The organism is Rathayibacter sp. AY1F3 (assembly GCF_002931975.1).
Lineage (GTDB): Bacteria > Actinomycetota > Actinomycetes > Actinomycetales > Microbacteriaceae > Rathayibacter.
This window is the reverse complement of record NZ_PSVF01000003.1, coordinates 68,150-87,293: the sequence shown is the minus strand read 5'-3', so window position 1 is coordinate 87,293 and position 19,144 is coordinate 68,150. Positions and strand designations below refer to the sequence as shown.

The window sequence follows — 19,144 nt, the reverse complement described above, 5'->3', positions numbered from 1 at the left end:
GCTGCACCACGATCCAGACCCGGCGCCGCCCGCTCCGCGCGAGCGCTTCCGGGGTGCGACCGCGACGACCTGGGAGGCGTTGTGACCGAATCCGGCACGCAGAGCGACGGAACCGCGACGGTGGGCTCCACGGAGCCCGCGACCGGGAGCGCCACGACGCCGCCTCCCGCGCCGGCGGAGCAGGAGCTCCCCGAGAAGGTCACGCTCACCTTCGGCGACCGCACCGCGGACTTCCCGGTCCTGCGCAGCGTCGACGGCTCCTCGAGCATCGACTTCTCGACCCTGTCGAAGCAGACCGGCTTCATGTCGCTCGACTACGGCTTCGTGAACACGGCGGCGACCAAGTCGCAGATCACCTACATCGACGGCGACCAGGGGATCCTCCGCTACCGCGGCTACCCGATCGAGGAGGTGGCCACCAACGCGACCTACCTCGAGGTGGCCTGGCTCCTCATCTACGGCGAGCTGCCGACGGCCGATGAGCTCGCGGGCTTCGACGAGCGCATCCGCCGCCACACGCTCCTCCACGAGGACCTCAAGCGCTTCTTCGACGCGCTCCCTCACAGCGCGCACCCCATGTCGGTGCTCTCGGCCGGGGTCTCGGCCCTGTCGACGTACTACGAGGACAGCTCCAACCCGAAGGATCCCGAGGCGGTGGAGCTCACCACGATCCGCCTCCTGGCGAAGCTGCCCGTGATGGCGGCGTACGCCCACAAGAAGGCGATCGGCCAGGCGTTCCTCTACCCGGACAACTCGCTGAGCTTCGTCGACAACTTCCTCCGCCTCAACTTCGGCACGATGGCCGAGCAGTACCAGGTCGACCCGGTGCTCTCGAAGGCGCTCGACCGCCTCCTGATCCTCCACGAGGACCACGAGCAGAACGCGTCGACGTCGACCGTCCGCCTCGTCGGCTCGACCGAGGCGAACCTCTACGCCTCCGTCTCGGCAGGCATCAACGCCCTGTTCGGCCCTCTGCACGGCGGAGCGAACGAGGCGGTGCTCACCATGCTCGGCCGGATCCGCGAGTCGGGCGAGAGCGTGTCGACGTTCGTCGAGCGGGTGAAGAACAAGGAGGAGGGCGTGCGCCTGATGGGCTTCGGCCACCGGGTGTACAAGAACTACGACCCGCGCGCGAAGCTGGTCAAGGAGAGCGCCTCCGAGGTCCTGCAGGCCCTCGGCGTGAAGGACCCGCTGCTCGACATCGCGATGGAGCTCGAGGCCCTCGCTCTCGAGGACGACTACTTCAAGGAGCGGCGCCTCTACCCGAACGTCGACTTCTACACGGGCGTCATCTACAAGGCGATGGGCTTCCCGACCCGGATGTTCACCGTGCTCTTCGCGATCGGCCGCCTGCCCGGCTGGATCGCCCACTGGCGCGAGATGAACACCGACAAGCAGACCAAGATCGGCCGCCCGCAGCAGCTCTACATGGGGTCACCCGAGCGCCACTGGCCGACCGACCGCTGACCGGTCCCCGAGAGCCCGTCCCCGCCGGGGGCGGGTTCTCGCCGTGCGGCGCACCCGCCTCTCGTCAGCCGTCCGAGGCTCGAACCTCTTCTTCGAGGCGGGACGCAGAGCGGTGTGGTCGCCGCGGACTCGATCAGCACGGTTCGTCCCGGGGTGCCGCCTGCTGGGCCCGGCGGCGCGGGACGCCCGTCCTCAGGCGTGCAGGGCGGCGTTCAGCTCGATGCCGGCGCCGGTGCGGGGGAGGACCTCGACGGCTCCGGTGAGTGAGTTGCGGCGGAAGAGCAGGTTCGGCACGCCCGAGAGCTGCACGGCCTTCACGGTCTGCGGGGCGCCGTCGGCGCGCGGCGCTCCGCCGACCACGACGACCTTGGTGCCGGCGGTCACGTAGAGGCCGGCCTCGACGACGGTGTCGTCGCCGAGGGAGATGCCGATGCCCGAGTTCGCACCCAGCAGCGCCCGCGCGCCGATCGAGACGCGCTGCACTCCTCCGCCCGAGAGGGTGCCCATGATGGACGCGCCGCCGCCGATGTCCGAGCCGTCGCCGACCACGACGCCCTGCGAGATGCGCCCCTCGACCATCGAGCTGCCGAGGGTCCCGGCGTTGAAGTTGACGAAGCCCTCGTGCATCACCGTCGTGCCGGGTGCCAGGTGCGCCCCGAGGCGGACGCGCGAGGTGTCCGCGATGCGCACCTTCGCGGGGGTGACGTAGTCGGTCAGCCGCGGGAACTTGTCGATCCCGGTGGCCTGGATGCCGTGGCGCCGGAGCGAGGGGCGCAGGCGGGTGAACGACTCCGGCGAGACCGGACCGGCGTTCGTCCACACCACGTTCGGCAGGTGGGCGAAGACGCCGTCGAGGTTCACCTCGTTCGGGCGGACCAGGAGGTGCGAGAGCAGGTGCAGCCGCAGGTAGGCGTCGGACGTGGAGGCGGGCGGCGCCTGCACGTCGATCTGCAGCGTGACCACGTCGATGCGGACCTCGCGGCGCGGATCCTCGCCGGCCTGCTCCTCGAACTCCGCCGGCACGATCCAGGGGTCGCGGCCGGCCGGGATGGTGCCGAGGCGCGGCTCCGGGAACCAGGTGTCGAGGACGGTGCCGTCGGCGGCCACGGTGGCGAGCCCGTATCCCCAGGCGGAGGCGGGCGCGGAGGAGTCTGCGGAGTGCTCGAGGGTCATGCCGATCAGGGTAGCGCGGAGCGTCCGGCCGCTACCCTGGGGCGCATGGCCGATCCGACCACCGCCCCTCCGCTCGATCTGCGCACCGATCCGGTCGCCCTGACGCGGATCCTCTGCGACATCCCGTCCGTCTCGGGCGACGAGCTCGAGATCGCGGACGCGGTGCAGTGGGCGCTCGAGCAGTACGACCACCTCGAGGTCATCCGCGACGGCCACACCGTCGTGGCGCGGACGAACCTCGGCCTCGCCCAGCGCGTCGTGATCGCCGGGCACCTCGACACGGTGCCGGTCAACGGCAACCTGCCCGTCGTCGCCGAGACGATCGACGGCGTCGAGCACCTGGTCGGCCGCGGGACCGTCGACATGAAGGCCGGAGTGGCGGTGCAGCTCGTCCTCGCCGCCGAGCTCTCCGATCCGGCCGTCGACATCACCTGGATGTGGTACGACAACGAGGAGGTCGCAGCGGACCTCAACGGCCTCGGCCGCCTCTCCCGGCACCGCCCCGACCTCTTCTCCGCCGACTTCGCGGTGCTCGGCGAGCCGACGAGCGGAGCAGTGGAGGGCGGCTGCAACGGGACGCTTCGGGTCGACGTGGTCACCCGAGGAGTCCGCGCCCACTCCGCCCGCAGCTGGGTCGGCGAGAACGCGATCCACGCGGCCGCGCCGATCCTCGACCGCCTCGCCGCCTACGTGCCGCGCGAGGTCGAGGTCGAGGGCCTCGTGTACCGCGAGGGCGTCAACGCCGTGCGCGTCACCGGCGGGGTCGCGGGCAATGTGATCCCGGACCTCTGCACGGTGCAGGTCAACTACCGCTTCGCCCCCGACCGGTCCGGGGAGGAGGCGCTCGCCCACCTCGAGGAGCTCTTCGAGGGGTTCGAGGTGACGGTGGACGATCTGGCCGAGGGCGCCCGCCCGGGGCTGGACGCACCTCTGGCCCAGGCCTTCCTCGCGGCCGTCGGAGCCGAGGCGAAGCCCAAGTACGGCTGGACCGACGTCGCGCGGTTCTCCGCCATGGGCATCCCGGCTGTCAACTACGGACCGGGCGACCCGCTCCGGGCCCACGCCGACGACGAGCGCGTGGCGGTGCACGAGATCACCGAGTGCACCGAGGGCCTCCGCCGCTGGCTGACCGCGTCCTCGTGAGCGCGACCGCCACGGCCGTCCCCGTCCGCCTCCGCCTGCGCCTGGTCCCGTGGTGGGCGCGCGTCCTCCTGGTGTACATCGCGACCCGCGTGGTCACGACAGTGATCCTGCTGCAGTTCGCCGCGCACCAGCTCGCGAACCCGTGGACCGGCCCCTCCCCGTCCTACTCGGCCTTCGCGTCGATGTGGGACGGCCGCTGGTACGAGATCATCGCGGCCACCGGGTACCCCGGCTTCCTGCCGATCACGCAGGACGGCCACGTGGGGGAGAACGCCTGGGCCTTCATGCCGCTCTACCCGGGGGTCGTGAAGGCGCTGATGGCGGTCACCGGCCTCACCTGGGCTCCGGCCGCCGTGACCGTCTCCGTCCTGTGCGGAGCCGGAGCCTGCCTCGTCCTGTACCGCCTCTTCCGGCACTCCCTCGGCGAGTCGCAGTCGCTGACGGCGGTGCTGCTGTTCTGCGTGGCGCCGACCTCGCCGCTGATGCAGCTCGCCTACGCGGAGTCGATGGCGATGCTCCTGACCGCGGTCACGCTCCTCCTCCTGGTGCGGCGCCGCTGGCTCGCGGTCGTGCCCGTCGTGCTGCTGCTGGGCCTGACCCGGCCGAGCGGGCTCGCCTTCGCCGCCGCGCTCGGCCTGTACGTCGTCTACCGGTTCGTCCGGCGCCGCACGGACCCGTTCCCTCGGTCGGAGTGGCTGCCGGCCGTGGGCCTGACGGCGTGGGGGCTCGTGGTCGGCTTCCTCTGGCCCGCCGTGGCGTGGGCCGTCACCGGGTCGATGACCGCGTACACCGACACCGAGCTGGCGTGGCGTGCGGTCTACATCGGCTACCAGGAGCTGCTCCCGCTGACCCCGTGGTTCCAGGGCGGCGCCTGGTGGGGCTCGTGGTGGTTCGGTGCTCCGGCCGTCGGCGTCGTGCTGGTGGTGCTCCTGCTGGCGGCGTTCGTCGGGATCCTCGCCGCACCGTGGACACGGCGGCTCGATCTCTTCAGCCGGGCCTGGGTCGCCGGGTACGGCGTCTACCTGCTGGCGTTCTTCTTCCCGCAGTCGAGCACCTTCCGGCTGCTGGGCCCGATGTTCCCGCTCGTCGGAGCGCTGGCGGTGCCGCGCTCGCCGGTCTTCCGCGTCGCGCTGGTCCTGCTCGGGATCGGCGGCCAGATCGTCTGGATCTCGATCTGCTGGGCCGTCGCCGGATCGGACTGGACTCCGCCGTGATCGTGCCGCGCGCCCGCCCGGCGCGGTGCTCCTCCGGGGACTCCCGACTCCCGCACGGGTATGCTCGTCGGAATGTCTCCCCTCACGCCAGCCGGTGAGCCGCGACACGCGTCGCCCCTCCTCCGGCCGACCCGCCGGCGAGCCGCGGCGACACCCGCCCGCTCCCCGCTGACGACCGCCTCCCCGACGGACCGCGGGCCTCTCGCGTGAGCGCCACCGCGATCGCGCCGGAGACGGAGGACGCCTCTCCGTCCCGCTCCCGCTGGGGTCTGCTCCGGAGGATCCCGTGGTGGATCCAGGTGCTCCTGGTCTTCGCCGTGTCCCGCGTCGTCACGACCGTGATCATGCTCCGTGTCGGCGCCGTGCGTCAGGGCGTCGAGTGGACGGGACTCCGCGACACCTACGTCCGGTTCGCGACGACGTGGGACGGCGGCTGGTACGAGCGGATCGGGATGACGGGGTACCCGTCGGTCCTGCCGCTCTCGCCGTCCGGAGCCGTGGAGCAGAACCCCTGGGCGTTCATGCCCGTCTACCCGTTCACCGTCCGCGGCCTGATGAACATCACCGGGCTCGACTGGGCGAACGCGGCGGTGCTCGTCGCCCTGGTCTGCAGTGCAGCGGCGTGCCTGGTGATCTACCGGCTGTTCCGCGTCTCGCTCAGCGAGGGCCAGGCGCTGATGGGGATCGTCTTCTTCTGCGTCGCTCCGACGTCCCCGATCCTGCAGATCGGCTACGCGGAGTCCGGCGGCATCCTCCTGACGGCCGTGCTGCTCCTCCTGCTGGTGCGCCGCAAGTGGATCTGGACGTTCCCCGTCGTGCTGGTCGTGGGGCTCCTGCGCCCGAGCGGCCTCGCGATCGCGGCGATGACGGGCCTCTACTTCCTCTACCGCGTCTGGCGCCACGTGCGCGGCACCGAGCCGTTCGCCCGCCGGGAGTTCGCCTTCACGGTCTCCCTCACGGTCTGGTCCCTCGCGGTGGGGTTCGCCTGGCTGCTCATCGCCTGGGCGGTCACCGGCTCCTTCACCGCGTACACCGACACCGAGCTCGCCTGGCGCAGCGTCTTCATCGGCGAGGGCGAGCTCATCCCCTTCACCTCCTGGTTCGCCGGTGGAGGCTGGTGGGGAGGCCTCTGGTTCGGCTCGCCGATCACGGGCATGGGCATCACCGTCGTGGTGGTGCTCGGATTCCTGGCGATCCTGTTCTCGCGGGCCACGCGCAGCCTCGACGTCTTCTCGCGGCTCTGGGTCGGCGGCTACGCGATCTACCTCTTCGCGTTCTTCTACCCGCAGTCGAGCACGTTCCGCATCCTGATGCCGATGTTCCCGCTGGCCGGGGCGCTCGCGGTGCCGCGGTCGACCCTCCTGAGGGTGTTCGTGGTGGCCGCATCGATCGTCGGGCAGATCGTCTGGGTGCTGCTGTGCTGGGTGTTCACCCCGGGCGACTGGTCCCCGCCGTGATCGGCTGACGCCCGACTTCCGGGCGCGGTTCGGAACACCCCCGCGGATGCACGATAATAGGGGGATACGTCACGAAAGGGGAACTCTATGGCGGCCATGAAGCCGAGGACCGGAGACGGACCGATGGAGGCTGTTAAGGAGGGCCGACTCATCGTCGTGCGCGTTCCGCTCGAAGGAGGCGGACGCCTCGTCGTCTCGGTCAACGATGCAGAGGCGAAAGAGCTGCACGACGCGCTCGCGTCGGTGGTGTCTCCCGCCTGATCCGCATCGTCGTGAACGCCCGTCGCACACCGTGCGGCGGGCGTTCCGTCTGTCACCGGGCGCGCTCGTCAGGCGCGGCGCTTGTTGGCCTGTAGCAGGCCGTCGCCGATCGGCGAGAGCACGCTGACCACGGCGGGGGAGGCGCAGACCTCGGCCACCAGCGTGCGGAACGCCGTCGCGATCTCGTCGCGCTGCGCGGGGTTGGCCACGCGTCCGCGCCAGAGCGCGTGGGGGACGAGGACCGTCCCGCCCGGACGGACGAGCCGCAGCGCGTGCTCGACGTTCTCGATGACCTGCAGCGGATCGCCGTCGACGAAGACGATGTCGTAGGAGTTCTCGTTCATCCGGGGCAGCACCTCGAGGGCGCGGCCCGGGATGAGCCGGAGCCGATTCGGCGAGATGCCCGCCTCGTGGAACTGGGCGCGCGCGTGCTGCTGGTGCACCGCCTCGGAGTCGATCGAGGTGAGCATGGCCTCGGGGGCGCCGTCGAGCAGCCACAGGCCGCTCACTCCGGTGCCGGTGCCGATCTCGATGATGGAGGTCGCGCGCGCCGCGGCGGCGACCAGCGCGGCCTGCGCGCCGATCGAGGGGGAGACGGCGTCGATGCCCAGCTCGACCGAGAGCCGGCGGGCCGAGGCGATGGCCTCCGACTCGACGACCGCGTCCTCGGCGTACTTCCAGTTGGCATCCTTGTCGGACACGGGGGCGCTCCTCTGATCGGTGCACCGGGCGGATCGCGCCCGGGCATCGTCAGGGTACGGTGGCGCGCGGGCTCCGCGAGGGAGGCGCGGCGGGTTAGTGTTGTCCTCGTGTTCGGTCTGACGTTCGACAAGCTCCTCATCATCGGGGTCATCGCCGTCTTCGTGCTGGGTCCCGACCGCCTCCCGCACTACGCCGCCCAGCTCGGGCAGCTCGTGCGCAAGGTGCGCGGATTCGCCACGCAGGCCCGGGAGCGCGTCAAGGACGAGATGGGCGACGAGTTCAACGACGTCGACTGGAAGAAGCTCGACCCGCGCCAGTACGATCCCCGCCGCATCATCCGCGACGCCCTGCTCGAGGACGATCCGGCCCCCACCGTGAAGCCGCCCACCGCTGTCGCCGCTCCGGTCGTGCCGGGCGGCACCGGCTCAGCGCAGGACAGCTACTACACGACGATGCAGCGCTCCGTCTCCTCCGGCACGCTCTCGAGCGTCGCGCCGCCGCCGATCGACTCCGAGGCCACCTGAGCCCTGCTCCGCGAGGAGCGCCGGGCGGGCGTCCCGACCGACGCCGCCCGCACGAAGCCGCGCGGAGGCGTCAGCCGACGGCGAGCGGGAGCCGACGGCCGGTCAGTCCCCGCGGCCGCGCGGCGAGCGTCGCCGCCAGGGCGTCGATCGCCCGGGCGGCAGGATCCTCCGGATCGCCGACGACGACGGGCACGCCCTCGTCGCCCCCCGCCCGCAGCGCCACGGAGATCGGCAGCGACGCGAGCAGCGGCACCTCGTCGCCCGTCGCAGTGAGCCGACGCGCGACCTCGGCCCCGCCTCCGCTGCCGAAGAGCTTCAGCACCGAGCCGTCGGGCTGCGGAAGCCCCGACATGTTCTCGACCACTCCGACGATGCGCTGACCCGATTGGCGGGCGAGCGCGCCGCTGCGCTCGGCCACGTCGGCGGCCGCCGGCTGCGGGGTGGTGACGATGAGGACCTCCGCATGCGGGAGCAGCTGCCCGATGGAGATCGCCACATCCCCCGTGCCGGGAGGCAGGTCGAGCAGGAGCACGTCGAGGTCGCCGAAGTACACGTCGGTGAGGAACTGGGAGATGGTGCGGTGCAGCATGGGTCCGCGCCAGGAGACGGCCGCCCCGCGGGTGTCGCCCTCGAGGAACATCCCGATCGAGATGACCTTCACGCCGTGCGCCACCGGCGGCAGCATCAGCTCGCCGACGCGGGTGGGCCCCGCGACGCGCCCGTCGTGCATCAGGCCGAGCAGGCCGGGGATGGAGAAGCCGTGCACGTCGGCGTCCACGAGGCCGACCGCGAGCCCCCGCTGAGCGAGGGCGACCGCGAGGTTGGCGGTGACGGTCGACTTGCCGACGCCGCCCTTGCCGCTGGTGACCGCGTACACGCGGGTGAGCGAGTCCGGGCCGAAGGGCATGCTCCGGCGGCCGCCCTGGAGGCGTTCGGTGAGGGCGGTGCGCTGCGCCGGCGTCATGACTCCGACCACGACGTCGACCGCCGTGACTCCGGGAGCCGAGGCCGCGGCCTCGCGTACGTCGCGCTCGATCGCGGAGGCGGCCGGGCAGCCGACGATGGTCAGCCGGATCGCGACGCGGACCGCTCCGTCGACGGCCGCCTCGACCGACTCGAGCATGTCGAGCTCGGTGATGGGCTTCCGGATCTCCGGATCGACGACGCGGGCCAGCGCCGTCCTGACGGCGGTCTCGATGGCGGCGACGTCAGGCATCGCGCCGCTCGGGCTCCTGCGCCCGATCCTTCTCGAGCTCCTCGAGCAGGCCGCGCAGCTCCGAGCGGATGAAGTCCTTGCTCGCCATGTCGCGGATCGCCAGGCGCAGGGCCACGACCTCGCGCGCGAGGTACTCGGTGTCCGCGAGGTTGCGCTCGGCCCGCTGCCGGTCCTGCTCGATCTGCACGCGGTCGCGGTCGTCCTGGCGGTTCTGCGCGAGCAGCAGCAGCGGCGCGGCGTAGGAGGCCTGCAGCGAGAGGATCAGCGTCAGCACCGTGAAGCCGAGGGCCTGCGAGTCGAAGCGCGCGTCCGCGGGCCCGTAGGTGTTGAACATCAGCCAGAAGACGCAGAAGATCGTCATCCCGACCAGGAACCACGGCGTGCCCATGCCGCGGGCGAACGACTCGGTCAGGCGGCCGAAGCGGTCGCTGCTCGGGCGGTTCCGCCGCGAGAGGACGCGGGTGCGCAAGCCCTTCGGAGCGTCCAGGCGCCGGTCCTGCTTGGCGTCCCTAGCCACGCGCGCCCCTCCGTCCCCGTCGTGTCCTGCCTGTCGCCGCGGGTGCCGGCGGCACGAGCGGGACGCCCTGCGTCGCCGTCGTCACCGGCTTCCTCGGTTCGTCGTCGTCGCCGTGGCTGCGCCAGTCGTCGGGGAGGAGGTAGTCGAGGACGTCGTCGATGGTCACGACGCCGACGAGGCGGTGGGACGCGTCGACGACGGGCACCGAGACGAGGTTGTAGCTGGCCAGGATCCGGGCGACCTCGGCCGCCGAGGTCTCGGGCGTGATCGGGTCCATGCTCTGGTCGAGCAGGGTGCCGAGGCGCTCGTGCGGCGGGTAGCGGAGCATCCGCTGGAAGTGCACCATGCCGAGGAAGCGGCCGGTCGGCGGCTCGTAGGGCGGCAGTGTGACGCAGACTGCGGCGCCGAGGGCCGGGGCGAGCTCGTGGCGGCGGATGAGGGCGAGACCCTCGGCGACGGTCGCCTCGGAGGAGACGATGATCGGCTCCGTGGTCATCAGACCGCCGGCGGACTCCGGGGCGTAGGTGAGGAGCATGCGGACGTCGTCCGCCTCCTCCGGCTCCATCAGCTCCAGGAGCGCCTCGCCGCGCTCCTCCGAGAGCTGGGCGATCAGGTCGGCCGCGTCGTCCGGCTGCATCTGGTCGAGCACATCGGCGGCGCGGTCGTCGTCGAGCCGGCCGAGGATCTCGACCTGCTCGCTCTCGGGCATCTCCTCGAGCACGTCCGCGAGGCGGTCGTCCGAGAGCTCGCCGGCGACCTCGAGCATCCGCTGCTGCGGCAGGTCGAGGAGCGTGCTGGCGAGGTCGGCGGGCTTGAGCTCGGAGAGGCTGGCGACGTACTGCTCGGCGGACTGCGCCTCGGTCGAGACGCTCTCGCGGACCTCGCGCCAGCCGGCGAAGGCGGTCGCGCCCTTGGCGAAGGGGGAGGGGCTGGTCTTGGGCCGGCGGACGAAGAGCTGCGCGAGCTCCCACTCGCCGGGAGCGGCCTCCTCGATCGCGACGTCCTCGACGACCGCGTCACCGGAGCCGTCCACGAAGCTCACCCGGCGGCCGAGGAGCTCGGCGATGACGCGGACCTCGCCGCCCCGCTGCTCGAAGCGGCGCACGTTGATCAGCCCGGTGGTGATGATCTGGCCGCTGCCGATGCTGGTGACCCGGCCGATCGACACGAAGACGCGACGGCGCCCGGGGATCTCGACCACCAGGCCGACCACCCGCGGGGCGTCGTTCTGCCGGTAGACCAGGAGCACGTCGCGGACCTTGCCGACGCGATCGCCGGCCGGGTCGAAGACACTGCATCCGGCCAAGCGCGCGACGAAGACTCTGGCGGAACTCACGGCTACAAACCTAGTCCCGTGCAGCCGGGCGGACGCCGAGCGTTCCCGGCTCGCCCTCGGCCGGTTCTCCGAATCCGTTCAGAGACCTTCAAGTGGCCTGTGCGATTCTGTCCGGGTGACTCAGCAGACGCCGTTCAGCGGCCGAGGGCCGGCCTTCCCCACGATCCCGCGCGGGGAGATCCTCGCCACGTTCGACACGTACAAGGAGGCGCAGGCCGCCGTCGACGTGCTCGCCCGCGCCGACTTCCCGGTGCGCCAGCTCGCCATCATCGGCAACGAGCTCAAGAGCGTCGAGCGGGTGACCGGCAAGCTCACCTGGGGCCGCGTCGCCCTCGCCGGAGCGGCCTCCGGCGCCTGGTTCGGTGTCTTCCTGGGCCTCCTGCTCATCATCTTCTCGCCGACGACGGAGTTCTCCTTCCTCATCGCGGCGGTCCTCCTCGGCGCCGGCTTCGGGATGCTCTTCGGGCTCGCCTCCTACGCCGTGAACCGCCGCCGTCGCGACTTCACCTCGACCATGCAGGTGATCGCGACCAGCTACTCCGTGCTCGTGGACCCCGAGGTGGTCAACCGCGCGCGCAACCTGCTCGACGGCGGCACCTCCCCGGCGGAGGCGCCGCAGACGGCCTGGGCTCCGCCGCCCGCTGCGATCGGCGACCCGCAGCCGCAGCCCGTCCGCCCCGAGGACGACCCGCGCTGACGATCCTCGACGAAGGCCCCCGGTCCGCCGGGGGCCTTCGTCGTTCCCGGGGCGGGGCGGCTCAGGCGGAGCCGACGGGCGGGAGGACGATGTCGACCGCGAGACCCCGGGGGGAGCGGTTGACCAGGGCGACCGTCCCGCCGGCCGAGAGCACGGTGGTGTGCACCAGGGCCAGTCCGAGACCGCTGCCGCCGGAGGCGAGGGTCCGGGAGTCGTCCGGGCGGGAGAAGCGGTCGAAGGCGACCGGGATGAAGGCGTCGGGCATCCCCGGTCCGTCATCCGAGACGCTGAGCATCAGGCGCCCGTCCGACTGCGAGAGGGAGGCGACGATCATGCCGCCGCCGTTCATCGCCTGGATCGCGTTCCTCACGAGGTTGTCGATCACCCGGCCGAAGTCCTGGGACGCGACCGCGTAGAGCCGCGCCGGCTCGCGCTCGTCGATCTCGTAGTCGATCTCCACCCCCGACTCCGAGGCGAGCAGGCGGGTGCGGTCGACGGCACCCACCAGCTCGTCGACGAGCTCGGCGAAGGGAGCGGTCGGGCGGACAGTGCGGCTCTCGATGCGCGAGATGTCGAGCAGGGCGGACGCGAGGCGCACCAGCCGGTCGACGCTCTTCTGCGCGTCGAGGATGACCCGGTCGACCGCGACCGGGTCGTCGACGCGATGGTGGGCGATCTCGAGCTGCGCGGAGAGCGCGGCGAGGGGAGTGCGGAGCTCGTGGCTCGCATCCGACACCATCTGCTTCTCCCGGGCCAGCGACGCGGTCTGCTTGGTCAGGAACGCGTTCAGCGTCACCGCGAGCTCGTCGATCTCGTCGCGCGTGCCGACGACCGGGAGCTGGTCGCCCTGCCCGGGCTCGGCGGCGATCTGATCCGCGCGCGCCCGCATCCGCCGCACCGGGGCGAGGGCCGCGCCCGTCAGGATCCACGAGGCGAGCCCGAACGTGACGACGAGGAAGATCGCGGCGTAGACGAGCACGTGGGCGAAGTCGTCGAGGACGAGCTGCGACGCGGCCTGGTCGCGCGCGGAGGCGACCTGCCAGACGCCGCGATCGCTCTCGATGGCCGTGAAGCGGACCAGGTAGCTGCCGTTCGCCGTCGTCACGTCGGCGTACCGGGGCGAGGTGTCGGCGGGCTCCTCCGCCAGAGCGCTGAGCACCTCGCCGCTCAGGCGCGAGGGCATGGTCGAGGTGCTGACGCTCCCGTCGGGAGCGAGGGCGAGGAACAGCTGGCCCGTCGACGAGCCCTGCGTGCGCGGGACGTTGCCCGCCGAGATGTCGCGGCGCACCTCGTCCTCGATCGACATCAGGATCGTCCGCTCGCTGCGGTCGACGATGCCGGTGACCACCTGGTAGAAGAGCAGCGCCGCGAGCGCGAAGAGGGCGGTCGCCACAGCGACCGTTCCCACGGTGATCCTCGCGCGGATCGAGAGCGCGCCGACCCTGCGGCGTGCCGTGCTCATCCGCGACACGGGCTACTCGACCGGGCGGAGGAAGTAGCCCTTGCCGCGGACGGTCACGATGCTGACGCCCGTGTCCTCGGTCGGGAGCTTCTTGCGCAGGTAGCTGACGTACTGGTCGACGATGTTGTTGTCGACGATCTCGCCGCCGCCCCAGATCTCGGAGAGGATCCGCTGGCGGGTCACGACGGAGCCGACGGGAGTGATGAGGAGCTTGAGGAGCTCGAGCTCCTTCGGGCTGACGTGGATGCGCGAGCCGTCGGCGGTGCGCCGGATGCTCGATCCGTCCACGGTGATGCGTCCGACGTCGATCGAGGTGGACATCAGCGACGGGCTGCGGCGCAGGAGGGCCCGGAGGCGCGCGTTGAGCTCGGTGAACGCGAACGGCTTGGTCAGGTAGTCGTCCGCTCCGGCGTCGAGCCCGAAGACGCGGTCCTCGATCGCGTCCCGCGCGGTCAGCAGCATGATCGGCGTGGGCCGGCCGAGCTCGCGGATCCGGCGGCAGATCTCGAAGCCCGACATCGCCGGGAGCATGACGTCCACGATGGCGGCCGAGAACTCGGCGTTGCTGAACGCGACGAGCGCGTCGATGCCGTTCGTGGTCAGCACGGCCTCGTAGCCGGCGTCTTCGAGGCCGCCGACGAGGGCCTCACCCATGGCTGGATCGTCTTCGACGACAAGGATCTTCACGCGCTCACCCTACGGCCCGGCTCCCAGGAGGACGCACTGGGCGGGCCGTGTGTCGATCGGATGCGGGATCGACCCATCCGATCGGCGCTGGGCGACGAATGAGGAGTAATAGACCGCTCGGGGGCGTGGCGGGAGAGGCGCGATCAATGGCGCAATTCTACTCTTCTCCCCCCGTCGGCCCGATGATACTGTTCGCGAAGTTCACCTCTACCGTCACCCGAAGGCGGCACAAACATGCTCAATATTCTTTCCATCTGGGCGCGTCTCGCGCTGTCGGTCCTCCTGTGGATCGTCCTTCTCCCCGTCATGCTCGTCCTGCTGCCGTTCCGCACGGGCAGGAGCGCCTCGCTCCCCGCCCTGCGACCGGCGCCGGTTCCCGCATCTACGGTGGCGATCGACACCCGGAGCACCAGCGGCGCGTACTAGGCCCACTTCCCGGTCGTTCCGGGCCCGACGCCCCGCTCCCATGAGCTCCGGCGTGGTCCGCCCACCGATCCCCGACACCCGAACAGCCGTGCCTCTCTCCGCCAGGAGGGGGCGCGGCTGTTCGTCGTTCCCCGGGTCGATCCCGACTGACCGACATATGTCGATTTCGGCTACTCTCGATCGCGAGCCGCGTCAAGCCCTTCGCAGAATCTCAGGGACTGGCAATACAGTGCTCGCACATGGTTCACCGATCGGAAGGAACACGGATGCTTCGCGCCACGCTCGACACCGCTGGGATCCAGCTCGATTCGACCACGGGAGCCCCCGTGCGCCCCGACACCCCGGTCTCGGTGGTCGCGTCGGCGCCTCAGAGCCTGATCTCGCGGATGCTCGGACGCCGCCGCTGCGAAGCCTGCGGAGCGGCCTCGGCCCGTCGCCGCGACGGCTTCTGCTCGGCCGACTGCGCCGGCACCTTCCACCTCTACGAATGAGCCCGACCGGCCGAGTGCCGGTGGTGAACGTTCCGAAGGCCCGTGATCGACGATCGCGGGCCTTCGTGCTGTCCGGGGAGGGTCGGAGCGCCGGGTGAGGACCGCCACGGTCGGACTCGGTCGCCCACCGGGTGACGCCGCTCGGTCCGTGGTGGAGGGGTGCGCCTCGAGGGGCGTCGAGCACCGGAGCTGAGCGCCTGCATGCGAGGGAAGGGAGCGCAGGACCGCGGATGTGCCCCCAGTAGGATTCGAACCTACGCCCCTGCCTCCGGAGGGCAGTGCTCTATCCCCTGAGCTATGGGGGCCAGGAGTGCCTGACCACATTAGCACCCGGGCGGGGCGGGGCCCGACGCCGGGAGCGGTCCTCCCGCATGCCACGATGGAGCCATGCTGCGCACTGTCTCCGCCTCGCTGGATCTGCGTCTGAACGGTCCGACCGACCTGATCTTCCTGGTGGCGGCGACGCCCACGGGCGACTCGTTCGAGGACTCCTTCACCGTCCGGCTCGACGGGCAGGACGTGCCGGTGCGGGAGTTCCCGGCGCGGCACGGCGCTCGCGTGCACCGCGTCGCGGGGAACGAGGGCGACCTGCGGGTCGAGTACCGGGCGCGAGTCGCCGGGCACGGCGCTCCGGACGAGCCGAGCGAGCTCGAGCTCGTCGAGTACCTGCGGCCGAGCCGGTACGCCGAGGCGGACGTGCTCGGAGGGATCGCCCGGCGCGAGTTCGGGCGGGCCCGGGGCTTCGAGGCGCTGACGGCCGTCGAGGAATGGGTGCACGGCCACCTGTCGTACGTCTACGGCTCGACGGTCGGCACCGGGGGAGCGGCGCAGGTCATCGAGAGCGGCCAGGGCGTGTGCCGGGACTTCGCGCACACGGTCGCCGGGCTCCTCCGTGCTCTCGACATCCCCGCTCGGGTGACAGCGGTCTACGCGCCGGGCCTCGAGCCGCGGGACTTCCACGCGGTCACGGAGGCCTGGGTCGGCGGCGCCTGGCACGTCGTGGACGCGACCCGGCTGGCTCCGCGCGGGTCGATGCTGCGCATCTCGTCCGGACGGGACACGGCCGACACCGCGTTCCTCAGCAGTTACCTGACGGACCTGCGCCTGACCGGGATGAGCGTGGAGGCGGACTGCGACGCGGCGCTCGTCGACGACCACGTCTCGCCGGTGCGCCTGGGCTGACGCCGGGGCTCAGTCGGCGAGGACGCCGATCGCCGACCGCACGAGCGGCTCGGGGTCGCCCGGCTCGACGAAGGAGGCGCTGGACGCCTCGATCCAGTACTCGCCGACGAAGGCGTCCGCGACGCCCCGCCCCTCGGCCACCTGGTAGTAGCCCTCGATCTCCGGCGGCTTGCCGTAGGTGGGGACGGCCTTGCTGGTGGTGAAGAACTCGTTCTTGAGCGCCTCGATCACCGCGGGGTCGAGGTGGGCCACGGCCAGCTGCAGCTCGGCGCCCGAATCGTCGGACCATCCGCAGACCAGGCCGTCGTACTGGGCGATCTCCTCGGAGACGGCGGTGGTCCCGATGCCGTCGTCCGGGGAGAATCCGCCCCACAGGCCCGCGAGCGCCGAGGCCGGGACCAGCTGCTCGCAGGCGAGGGGGATCGGCGTGCCGCTGACGGCGCCGCTCGCGCTCGGCTCCGGGTCGGCCGCAGGGGAGCAGCCGGAGAGGGCCGCCGCGGCGAGGGCGACGAGGAGGAGGGCGGCGGGACGGCGCATGCGTCGCACCCTAGCAACGCCGCCCTGCCGAGCGGCCCCGCGGTGCAGGAGGGACGGGGGGCGCGTGCGCGGCGGCCGGTAGAATCGCTCCCCGTGACTCCCGAACAGCTCGCCGCCTCCCTGCACGCCCTCGTCCTCGACGCCGTGCAGCGACGGGGGAGCGATGCGGGCGTCGAGCTCTCGGACGTCGTGCTGGAGCGCCCGAAGAACCGCGACCACGGCGACTGGGCCTCGAACATCGCGATGAAGCTCGCGAAGCGGGTCGGCGCGAACCCGCGCGAGCTCGCCGCCGAGCTGGCCGAGGGGCTTGGCGCGGTCGAGGGCGTCGCCACCGTCGAGGTCGCCGGTCCCGGCTTCCTCAACGTCCGGCTCGAGGCCGCGGCCGCGGGCGCACTTGCCGGCGCGATCGTCGAGGCGGGCGAGGCCTACGGCACCGGGTCCGCCTACGCCGGCGTCCGGATGAACCTCGAGTTCGTCTCCGCCAACCCCACCGGCCCCATCCACATCGGCGGGACGCGCTGGGCGGCGGTCGGCGACAGCCTGGCCCGGATGCTCCTCTCGCAGGGCGCCGAGGTGACCCGGGAGTACTACTTCAACGACCACGGCGCGCAGATCGACCGCTTCACGCGGAGCCTCCTCGCCGCCCACCGCGGCGAGCCGACCCCGGAGGACGGCTACGGCGGCGCCTACATCGGCGACATCGCCGAGCGCGTCGCGGCCGCCTACCCGGGCGACCTCGCCGTCCTGCCCGAGGAGGAGCTCGCCGAGACCTTCCGCTCGATCGGCGTCGAGCTGATGTTCGGCGAGATCAAGCAGAGCCTGCACGAGTTCGGCGTCGACTTCGACGTGTACTTCCACGAGAACTCCCTGCACGAGTCGCGTGCCGTCGACCGCGCGATCGAGCGCCTCCGCGAGCTCGGGCACATCTTCGAGGCGGACGGCGCCACCTGGCTGCGGACCACCTCGTTCGGCGACGACCGTGACCGCGTCATCATCAAGAGCGACGGGGAGGCGGCCTACATCGCGGGCGACCTCGCCTACTACCTCGACAAGCGCGAGCGCGGCTTCGATCGGGCGATCATCATGCTCGGCGCCGACCACCACGGCTACATCGGCCGGATGATGGCGATGTGCGCGGCGTTCGGCGACACCCCGGGCGTGAACCTCGAGATCCTGATCGGCCAGCTGGTCAACCTGCTCCGCGACGGCGAGGCGGTCCGGATGTCCAAGCGGGCGGGGACCGTCGTCACGATGGAGGACCTCACGGAGGCCGTCGGCGTGGACGCCGCGCGCTACTCGCTGGTGCGCTCCTCGGCCGACTCGACCCTCGACATCGACCTCGACCTGCTGACCAAGCGGAGCAACGACAACCCCGTCTACTACGTGCAGTACGCCCACGCGCGCACCCGCCAGGTCGCGGCGAAGGCCGCGGCGTCGGGCGTCCCCGTCGAGCCGTTCGCGCCCGAGACGCTGGTGCATCCGACCGAGTCGGCGCTGCTCGGCGGCCTGCAGGAGTTCCCGCGCATCGTGGCGCACGCCGCGGAGTTGCGCGAGCCGCACCGCGTCGCGCGGTACCTCGAGGAGGTCGCCGGCCTCTACCACCGCTGGTACGACAACTGCCGGGTCGTGCCGCAGGGCGAGGACCCGGTCGAGGCCGTGCACTCGACCCGGCTGCGCCTGAACGAGGCGACCGGGCAGGTGCTCCGCAACGGGCTCTCCCTGCTGGGCGTCACGGCCCCGGACCGGATGTGAGCGCGTCGGGGGCGGCGCCGCGGCGCCGGCGCGGGGGACGCGCGGCCGTGGTGGTCGTCGTGGTGCTGGTGCTGCTCGTGGTCGCGGCGGTGGTGGGTGACTCGCTCGCCCGCCGCGCCGTCGCGGACCGCGCCGCCGCGAGCCTCCGCGAGGCGCTCGCACTGCCCGCGGACCGGGCGGTGGACGTCGACGTCGCGGGCTGGGCCGTGCTCCCGCAGCTCGTCTCGGGGCGGCTGGACCGGCTCGACCTGCGCAGCTCGGACGTGACGTTCGGCGAGCTCGACGGCGACGTCGCCGCGACCCTGATCGGGGTGCCGGTGAGCGGCGTCGGAGCGGTCGAGTCCGGCAGCACGACGGTCGCGATCGACGCGGCCTCGGTCTCGCGGCTCGTCACCGAGCGCAGCACCGTTCCTGTCGACGAGGTGACCCTGGACGCTCCGCTCGTGCGCGTGACCGCCTCCGTCGAGGTGCTGGGCCTCCGGCTCGGCGCGGGCGTGGGGATGGAGCTCGCCGCCGTGGACGGCGCCATCCGGCTGACCCCGGCCGAGGTCTCCGCCGCCGGTGCGACCTTCTCGGCGACCGACTTCCGCGACCGCTTCGGCGCCGTCTCCGGCGACCTGCTCGCTCCGTCGTCCGTGTGCATCGCGGACTCGGTGCCGCGCGGACTGACGCTGACCGGGGTCGAGGTCGCCGACGAGTCGCTGAACGCGAGCTTCGCGCTCTCTCCGACGTTCCTCAGCGACCCCGCGGAGCAGGAACCGGGCACCTGCGCCTGAGCCCGAGCGGCGCCGCCGCCCCGGACCGGTAGGATCGGAGCCCTGTGCCGGCGTCTTCCGCGGGCCGAACACTGACATCGCTGGCTTCAGGGGTCAATCCGGACCCGCTCGCCCCGCAGTGACG

20 protein-coding genes and 1 tRNA gene are annotated in these 19,144 nt (G+C 71.9%); 12 read left to right on the top strand and 9 right to left on the bottom strand.

The features are described from left to right. Window positions 1-81: 81 nt before the first annotated feature. On the top strand, window positions 82-1,467 hold the full coding sequence (locus C5C39_RS03270; protein ID WP_258059270.1) for a citrate synthase: 1,386 nt from the start codon (window positions 82-84) through the stop codon (window positions 1,465-1,467). A 192-nt stretch (window positions 1,468-1,659) separates the two neighbouring features. Here the strand turns inward: C5C39_RS03270 and dapD are convergent, their stop codons facing one another. Continuing rightward, the gene (gene dapD, locus C5C39_RS03265; RefSeq protein WP_104232738.1) at window positions 1,660-2,640 is read right to left on the bottom strand and encodes a 2,3,4,5-tetrahydropyridine-2,6-dicarboxylate N-succinyltransferase; all 981 of its coding nucleotides are present in this window, start codon (window positions 2,638-2,640) and stop codon (window positions 1,660-1,662) included. 45 nt (window positions 2,641-2,685) lie between these two features. Between dapD and dapE the strand changes: the two genes are divergently transcribed. The 4 genes from dapE (at window position 2,686) to C5C39_RS03245 (ending at window position 6,715) form a co-directional block, all read left to right on the top strand. Next, on the top strand, window positions 2,686-3,783 hold the full coding sequence (gene dapE / locus C5C39_RS03260; RefSeq protein ID WP_104272627.1) for a succinyl-diaminopimelate desuccinylase: 1,098 nt from the start codon (window positions 2,686-2,688) through the stop codon (window positions 3,781-3,783). Continuing rightward, window positions 3,780-4,997 (top strand): hypothetical protein, encoded by a 1,218-nt coding sequence (locus C5C39_RS03255; protein ID WP_258075761.1) that lies wholly within the window; start codon window positions 3,780-3,782, stop codon window positions 4,995-4,997. Before dapE ends, C5C39_RS03255 begins: the two co-directional genes overlap by 4 nt. A gap of 206 nt (window positions 4,998-5,203) precedes the next feature. Continuing rightward, complete coding sequence (locus C5C39_RS03250) at window positions 5,204-6,454, top strand: hypothetical protein (protein WP_104222988.1); 1,251 nt, start codon at window positions 5,204-5,206, stop codon at window positions 6,452-6,454. 87 nt (window positions 6,455-6,541) lie between these two features. Further along, window positions 6,542-6,715 (top strand): DUF3117 domain-containing protein, encoded by a 174-nt coding sequence (locus tag C5C39_RS03245; protein ID WP_068208299.1) that lies wholly within the window; start codon window positions 6,542-6,544, stop codon window positions 6,713-6,715. 68 nt (window positions 6,716-6,783) lie between these two features. Here the strand turns inward: C5C39_RS03245 and C5C39_RS03240 are convergent, their stop codons facing one another. After that, the gene (locus tag C5C39_RS03240; protein WP_104222989.1) at window positions 6,784-7,416 is read right to left on the bottom strand and encodes an O-methyltransferase; all 633 of its coding nucleotides are present in this window, start codon (window positions 7,414-7,416) and stop codon (window positions 6,784-6,786) included. 108 nt (window positions 7,417-7,524) lie between these two features. Between C5C39_RS03240 and C5C39_RS03235 the strand changes: the two genes are divergently transcribed. Next, complete coding sequence (locus tag C5C39_RS03235) at window positions 7,525-7,941, top strand: twin-arginine translocase TatA/TatE family subunit (protein ID WP_146076468.1); 417 nt, start codon at window positions 7,525-7,527, stop codon at window positions 7,939-7,941. Window positions 7,942-8,011: 70 nt separating this feature from the next. Here the strand turns inward: C5C39_RS03235 and C5C39_RS03230 are convergent, their stop codons facing one another. The 3 genes from C5C39_RS03230 to C5C39_RS03220 are packed head-to-tail and all read right to left on the bottom strand — an operon-like array spanning window position 8,012 to window position 11,010. Beyond that, the gene (locus C5C39_RS03230) at window positions 8,012-9,157 is read right to left on the bottom strand and encodes an Mrp/NBP35 family ATP-binding protein (protein ID WP_104352662.1); all 1,146 of its coding nucleotides are present in this window, start codon (window positions 9,155-9,157) and stop codon (window positions 8,012-8,014) included. Beyond that, the gene (locus C5C39_RS03225) at window positions 9,150-9,674 is read right to left on the bottom strand and encodes a DUF1003 domain-containing protein (RefSeq protein WP_104352661.1); all 525 of its coding nucleotides are present in this window, start codon (window positions 9,672-9,674) and stop codon (window positions 9,150-9,152) included. Before C5C39_RS03225 ends, C5C39_RS03230 begins: the two co-directional genes overlap by 8 nt. Then, window positions 9,667-11,010, bottom strand: a complete 1,344-nt coding sequence (locus tag C5C39_RS03220; RefSeq protein WP_104225554.1) for a magnesium transporter MgtE N-terminal domain-containing protein — start codon at window positions 11,008-11,010, stop codon at window positions 9,667-9,669. Before C5C39_RS03220 ends, C5C39_RS03225 begins: the two co-directional genes overlap by 8 nt. A gap of 115 nt (window positions 11,011-11,125) precedes the next feature. Between C5C39_RS03220 and C5C39_RS03215 the strand changes: the two genes are divergently transcribed. Then, window positions 11,126-11,707: a general stress protein gene (locus C5C39_RS03215; RefSeq protein ID WP_258075760.1), complete on the top strand. Its 582-nt coding sequence runs from the start codon at window positions 11,126-11,128 to the stop codon at window positions 11,705-11,707. 61 nt (window positions 11,708-11,768) lie between these two features. Here C5C39_RS03215 and C5C39_RS03210 read toward each other — a convergent pair whose 3' ends face one another. Both C5C39_RS03210 and C5C39_RS03205 read right to left on the bottom strand, forming a co-directional pair. Continuing rightward, window positions 11,769-13,169, bottom strand: coding sequence for a cell wall metabolism sensor histidine kinase WalK (locus tag C5C39_RS03210; protein ID WP_146076469.1), 1,401 nt, complete (start codon window positions 13,167-13,169; stop codon window positions 11,769-11,771). 12 nt (window positions 13,170-13,181) lie between these two features. Further along, window positions 13,182-13,856 (bottom strand): response regulator transcription factor, encoded by a 675-nt coding sequence (locus C5C39_RS03205; RefSeq protein ID WP_258059273.1) that lies wholly within the window; start codon window positions 13,854-13,856, stop codon window positions 13,182-13,184. A gap of 234 nt (window positions 13,857-14,090) precedes the next feature. Here C5C39_RS03205 and C5C39_RS03200 point away from each other — a divergent pair, with 234 nt between their 5' ends. Further along, window positions 14,091-14,282, top strand: coding sequence for a hypothetical protein (locus C5C39_RS03200; protein WP_104345316.1), 192 nt, complete (start codon window positions 14,091-14,093; stop codon window positions 14,280-14,282). Between the two features lie 266 nt (window positions 14,283-14,548). Beyond that, window positions 14,549-14,773: a hypothetical protein gene (locus tag C5C39_RS03195; RefSeq protein WP_104249561.1), complete on the top strand. Its 225-nt coding sequence runs from the start codon at window positions 14,549-14,551 to the stop codon at window positions 14,771-14,773. A 233-nt stretch (window positions 14,774-15,006) separates the two neighbouring features. Here C5C39_RS03195 and C5C39_RS03190 read toward each other — a convergent pair. Beyond that, window positions 15,007-15,078 (bottom strand) — tRNA-Arg (locus C5C39_RS03190). Between the two features lie 82 nt (window positions 15,079-15,160). Here C5C39_RS03190 and C5C39_RS03185 point away from each other — a divergent pair. Beyond that, the gene (locus tag C5C39_RS03185; protein ID WP_104232730.1) at window positions 15,161-15,955 is read left to right on the top strand and encodes a transglutaminase family protein; all 795 of its coding nucleotides are present in this window, start codon (window positions 15,161-15,163) and stop codon (window positions 15,953-15,955) included. A 9-nt stretch (window positions 15,956-15,964) separates the two neighbouring features. Here the strand turns inward: C5C39_RS03185 and C5C39_RS03180 are convergent, their stop codons facing one another. Beyond that, window positions 15,965-16,492 (bottom strand): hypothetical protein, encoded by a 528-nt coding sequence (locus C5C39_RS03180; protein WP_104333000.1) that lies wholly within the window; start codon window positions 16,490-16,492, stop codon window positions 15,965-15,967. A 93-nt stretch (window positions 16,493-16,585) separates the two neighbouring features. Here C5C39_RS03180 and argS point away from each other — a divergent pair, with 93 nt between their 5' ends. Together argS and C5C39_RS03170 are read left to right on the top strand one after the other, a co-directional pair. Continuing rightward, a complete protein-coding gene (gene argS, locus C5C39_RS03175) occupies window positions 16,586-18,244 on the top strand; it encodes an arginine--tRNA ligase (RefSeq protein ID WP_104222999.1) in 1,659 nt (552 codons plus the stop codon). Between the two features lie 47 nt (window positions 18,245-18,291). Beyond that, window positions 18,292-19,020: an LmeA family phospholipid-binding protein gene (locus C5C39_RS03170; RefSeq protein ID WP_104262485.1), complete on the top strand. Its 729-nt coding sequence runs from the start codon at window positions 18,292-18,294 to the stop codon at window positions 19,018-19,020. Window positions 19,021-19,144 lie beyond the last annotated feature (124 nt).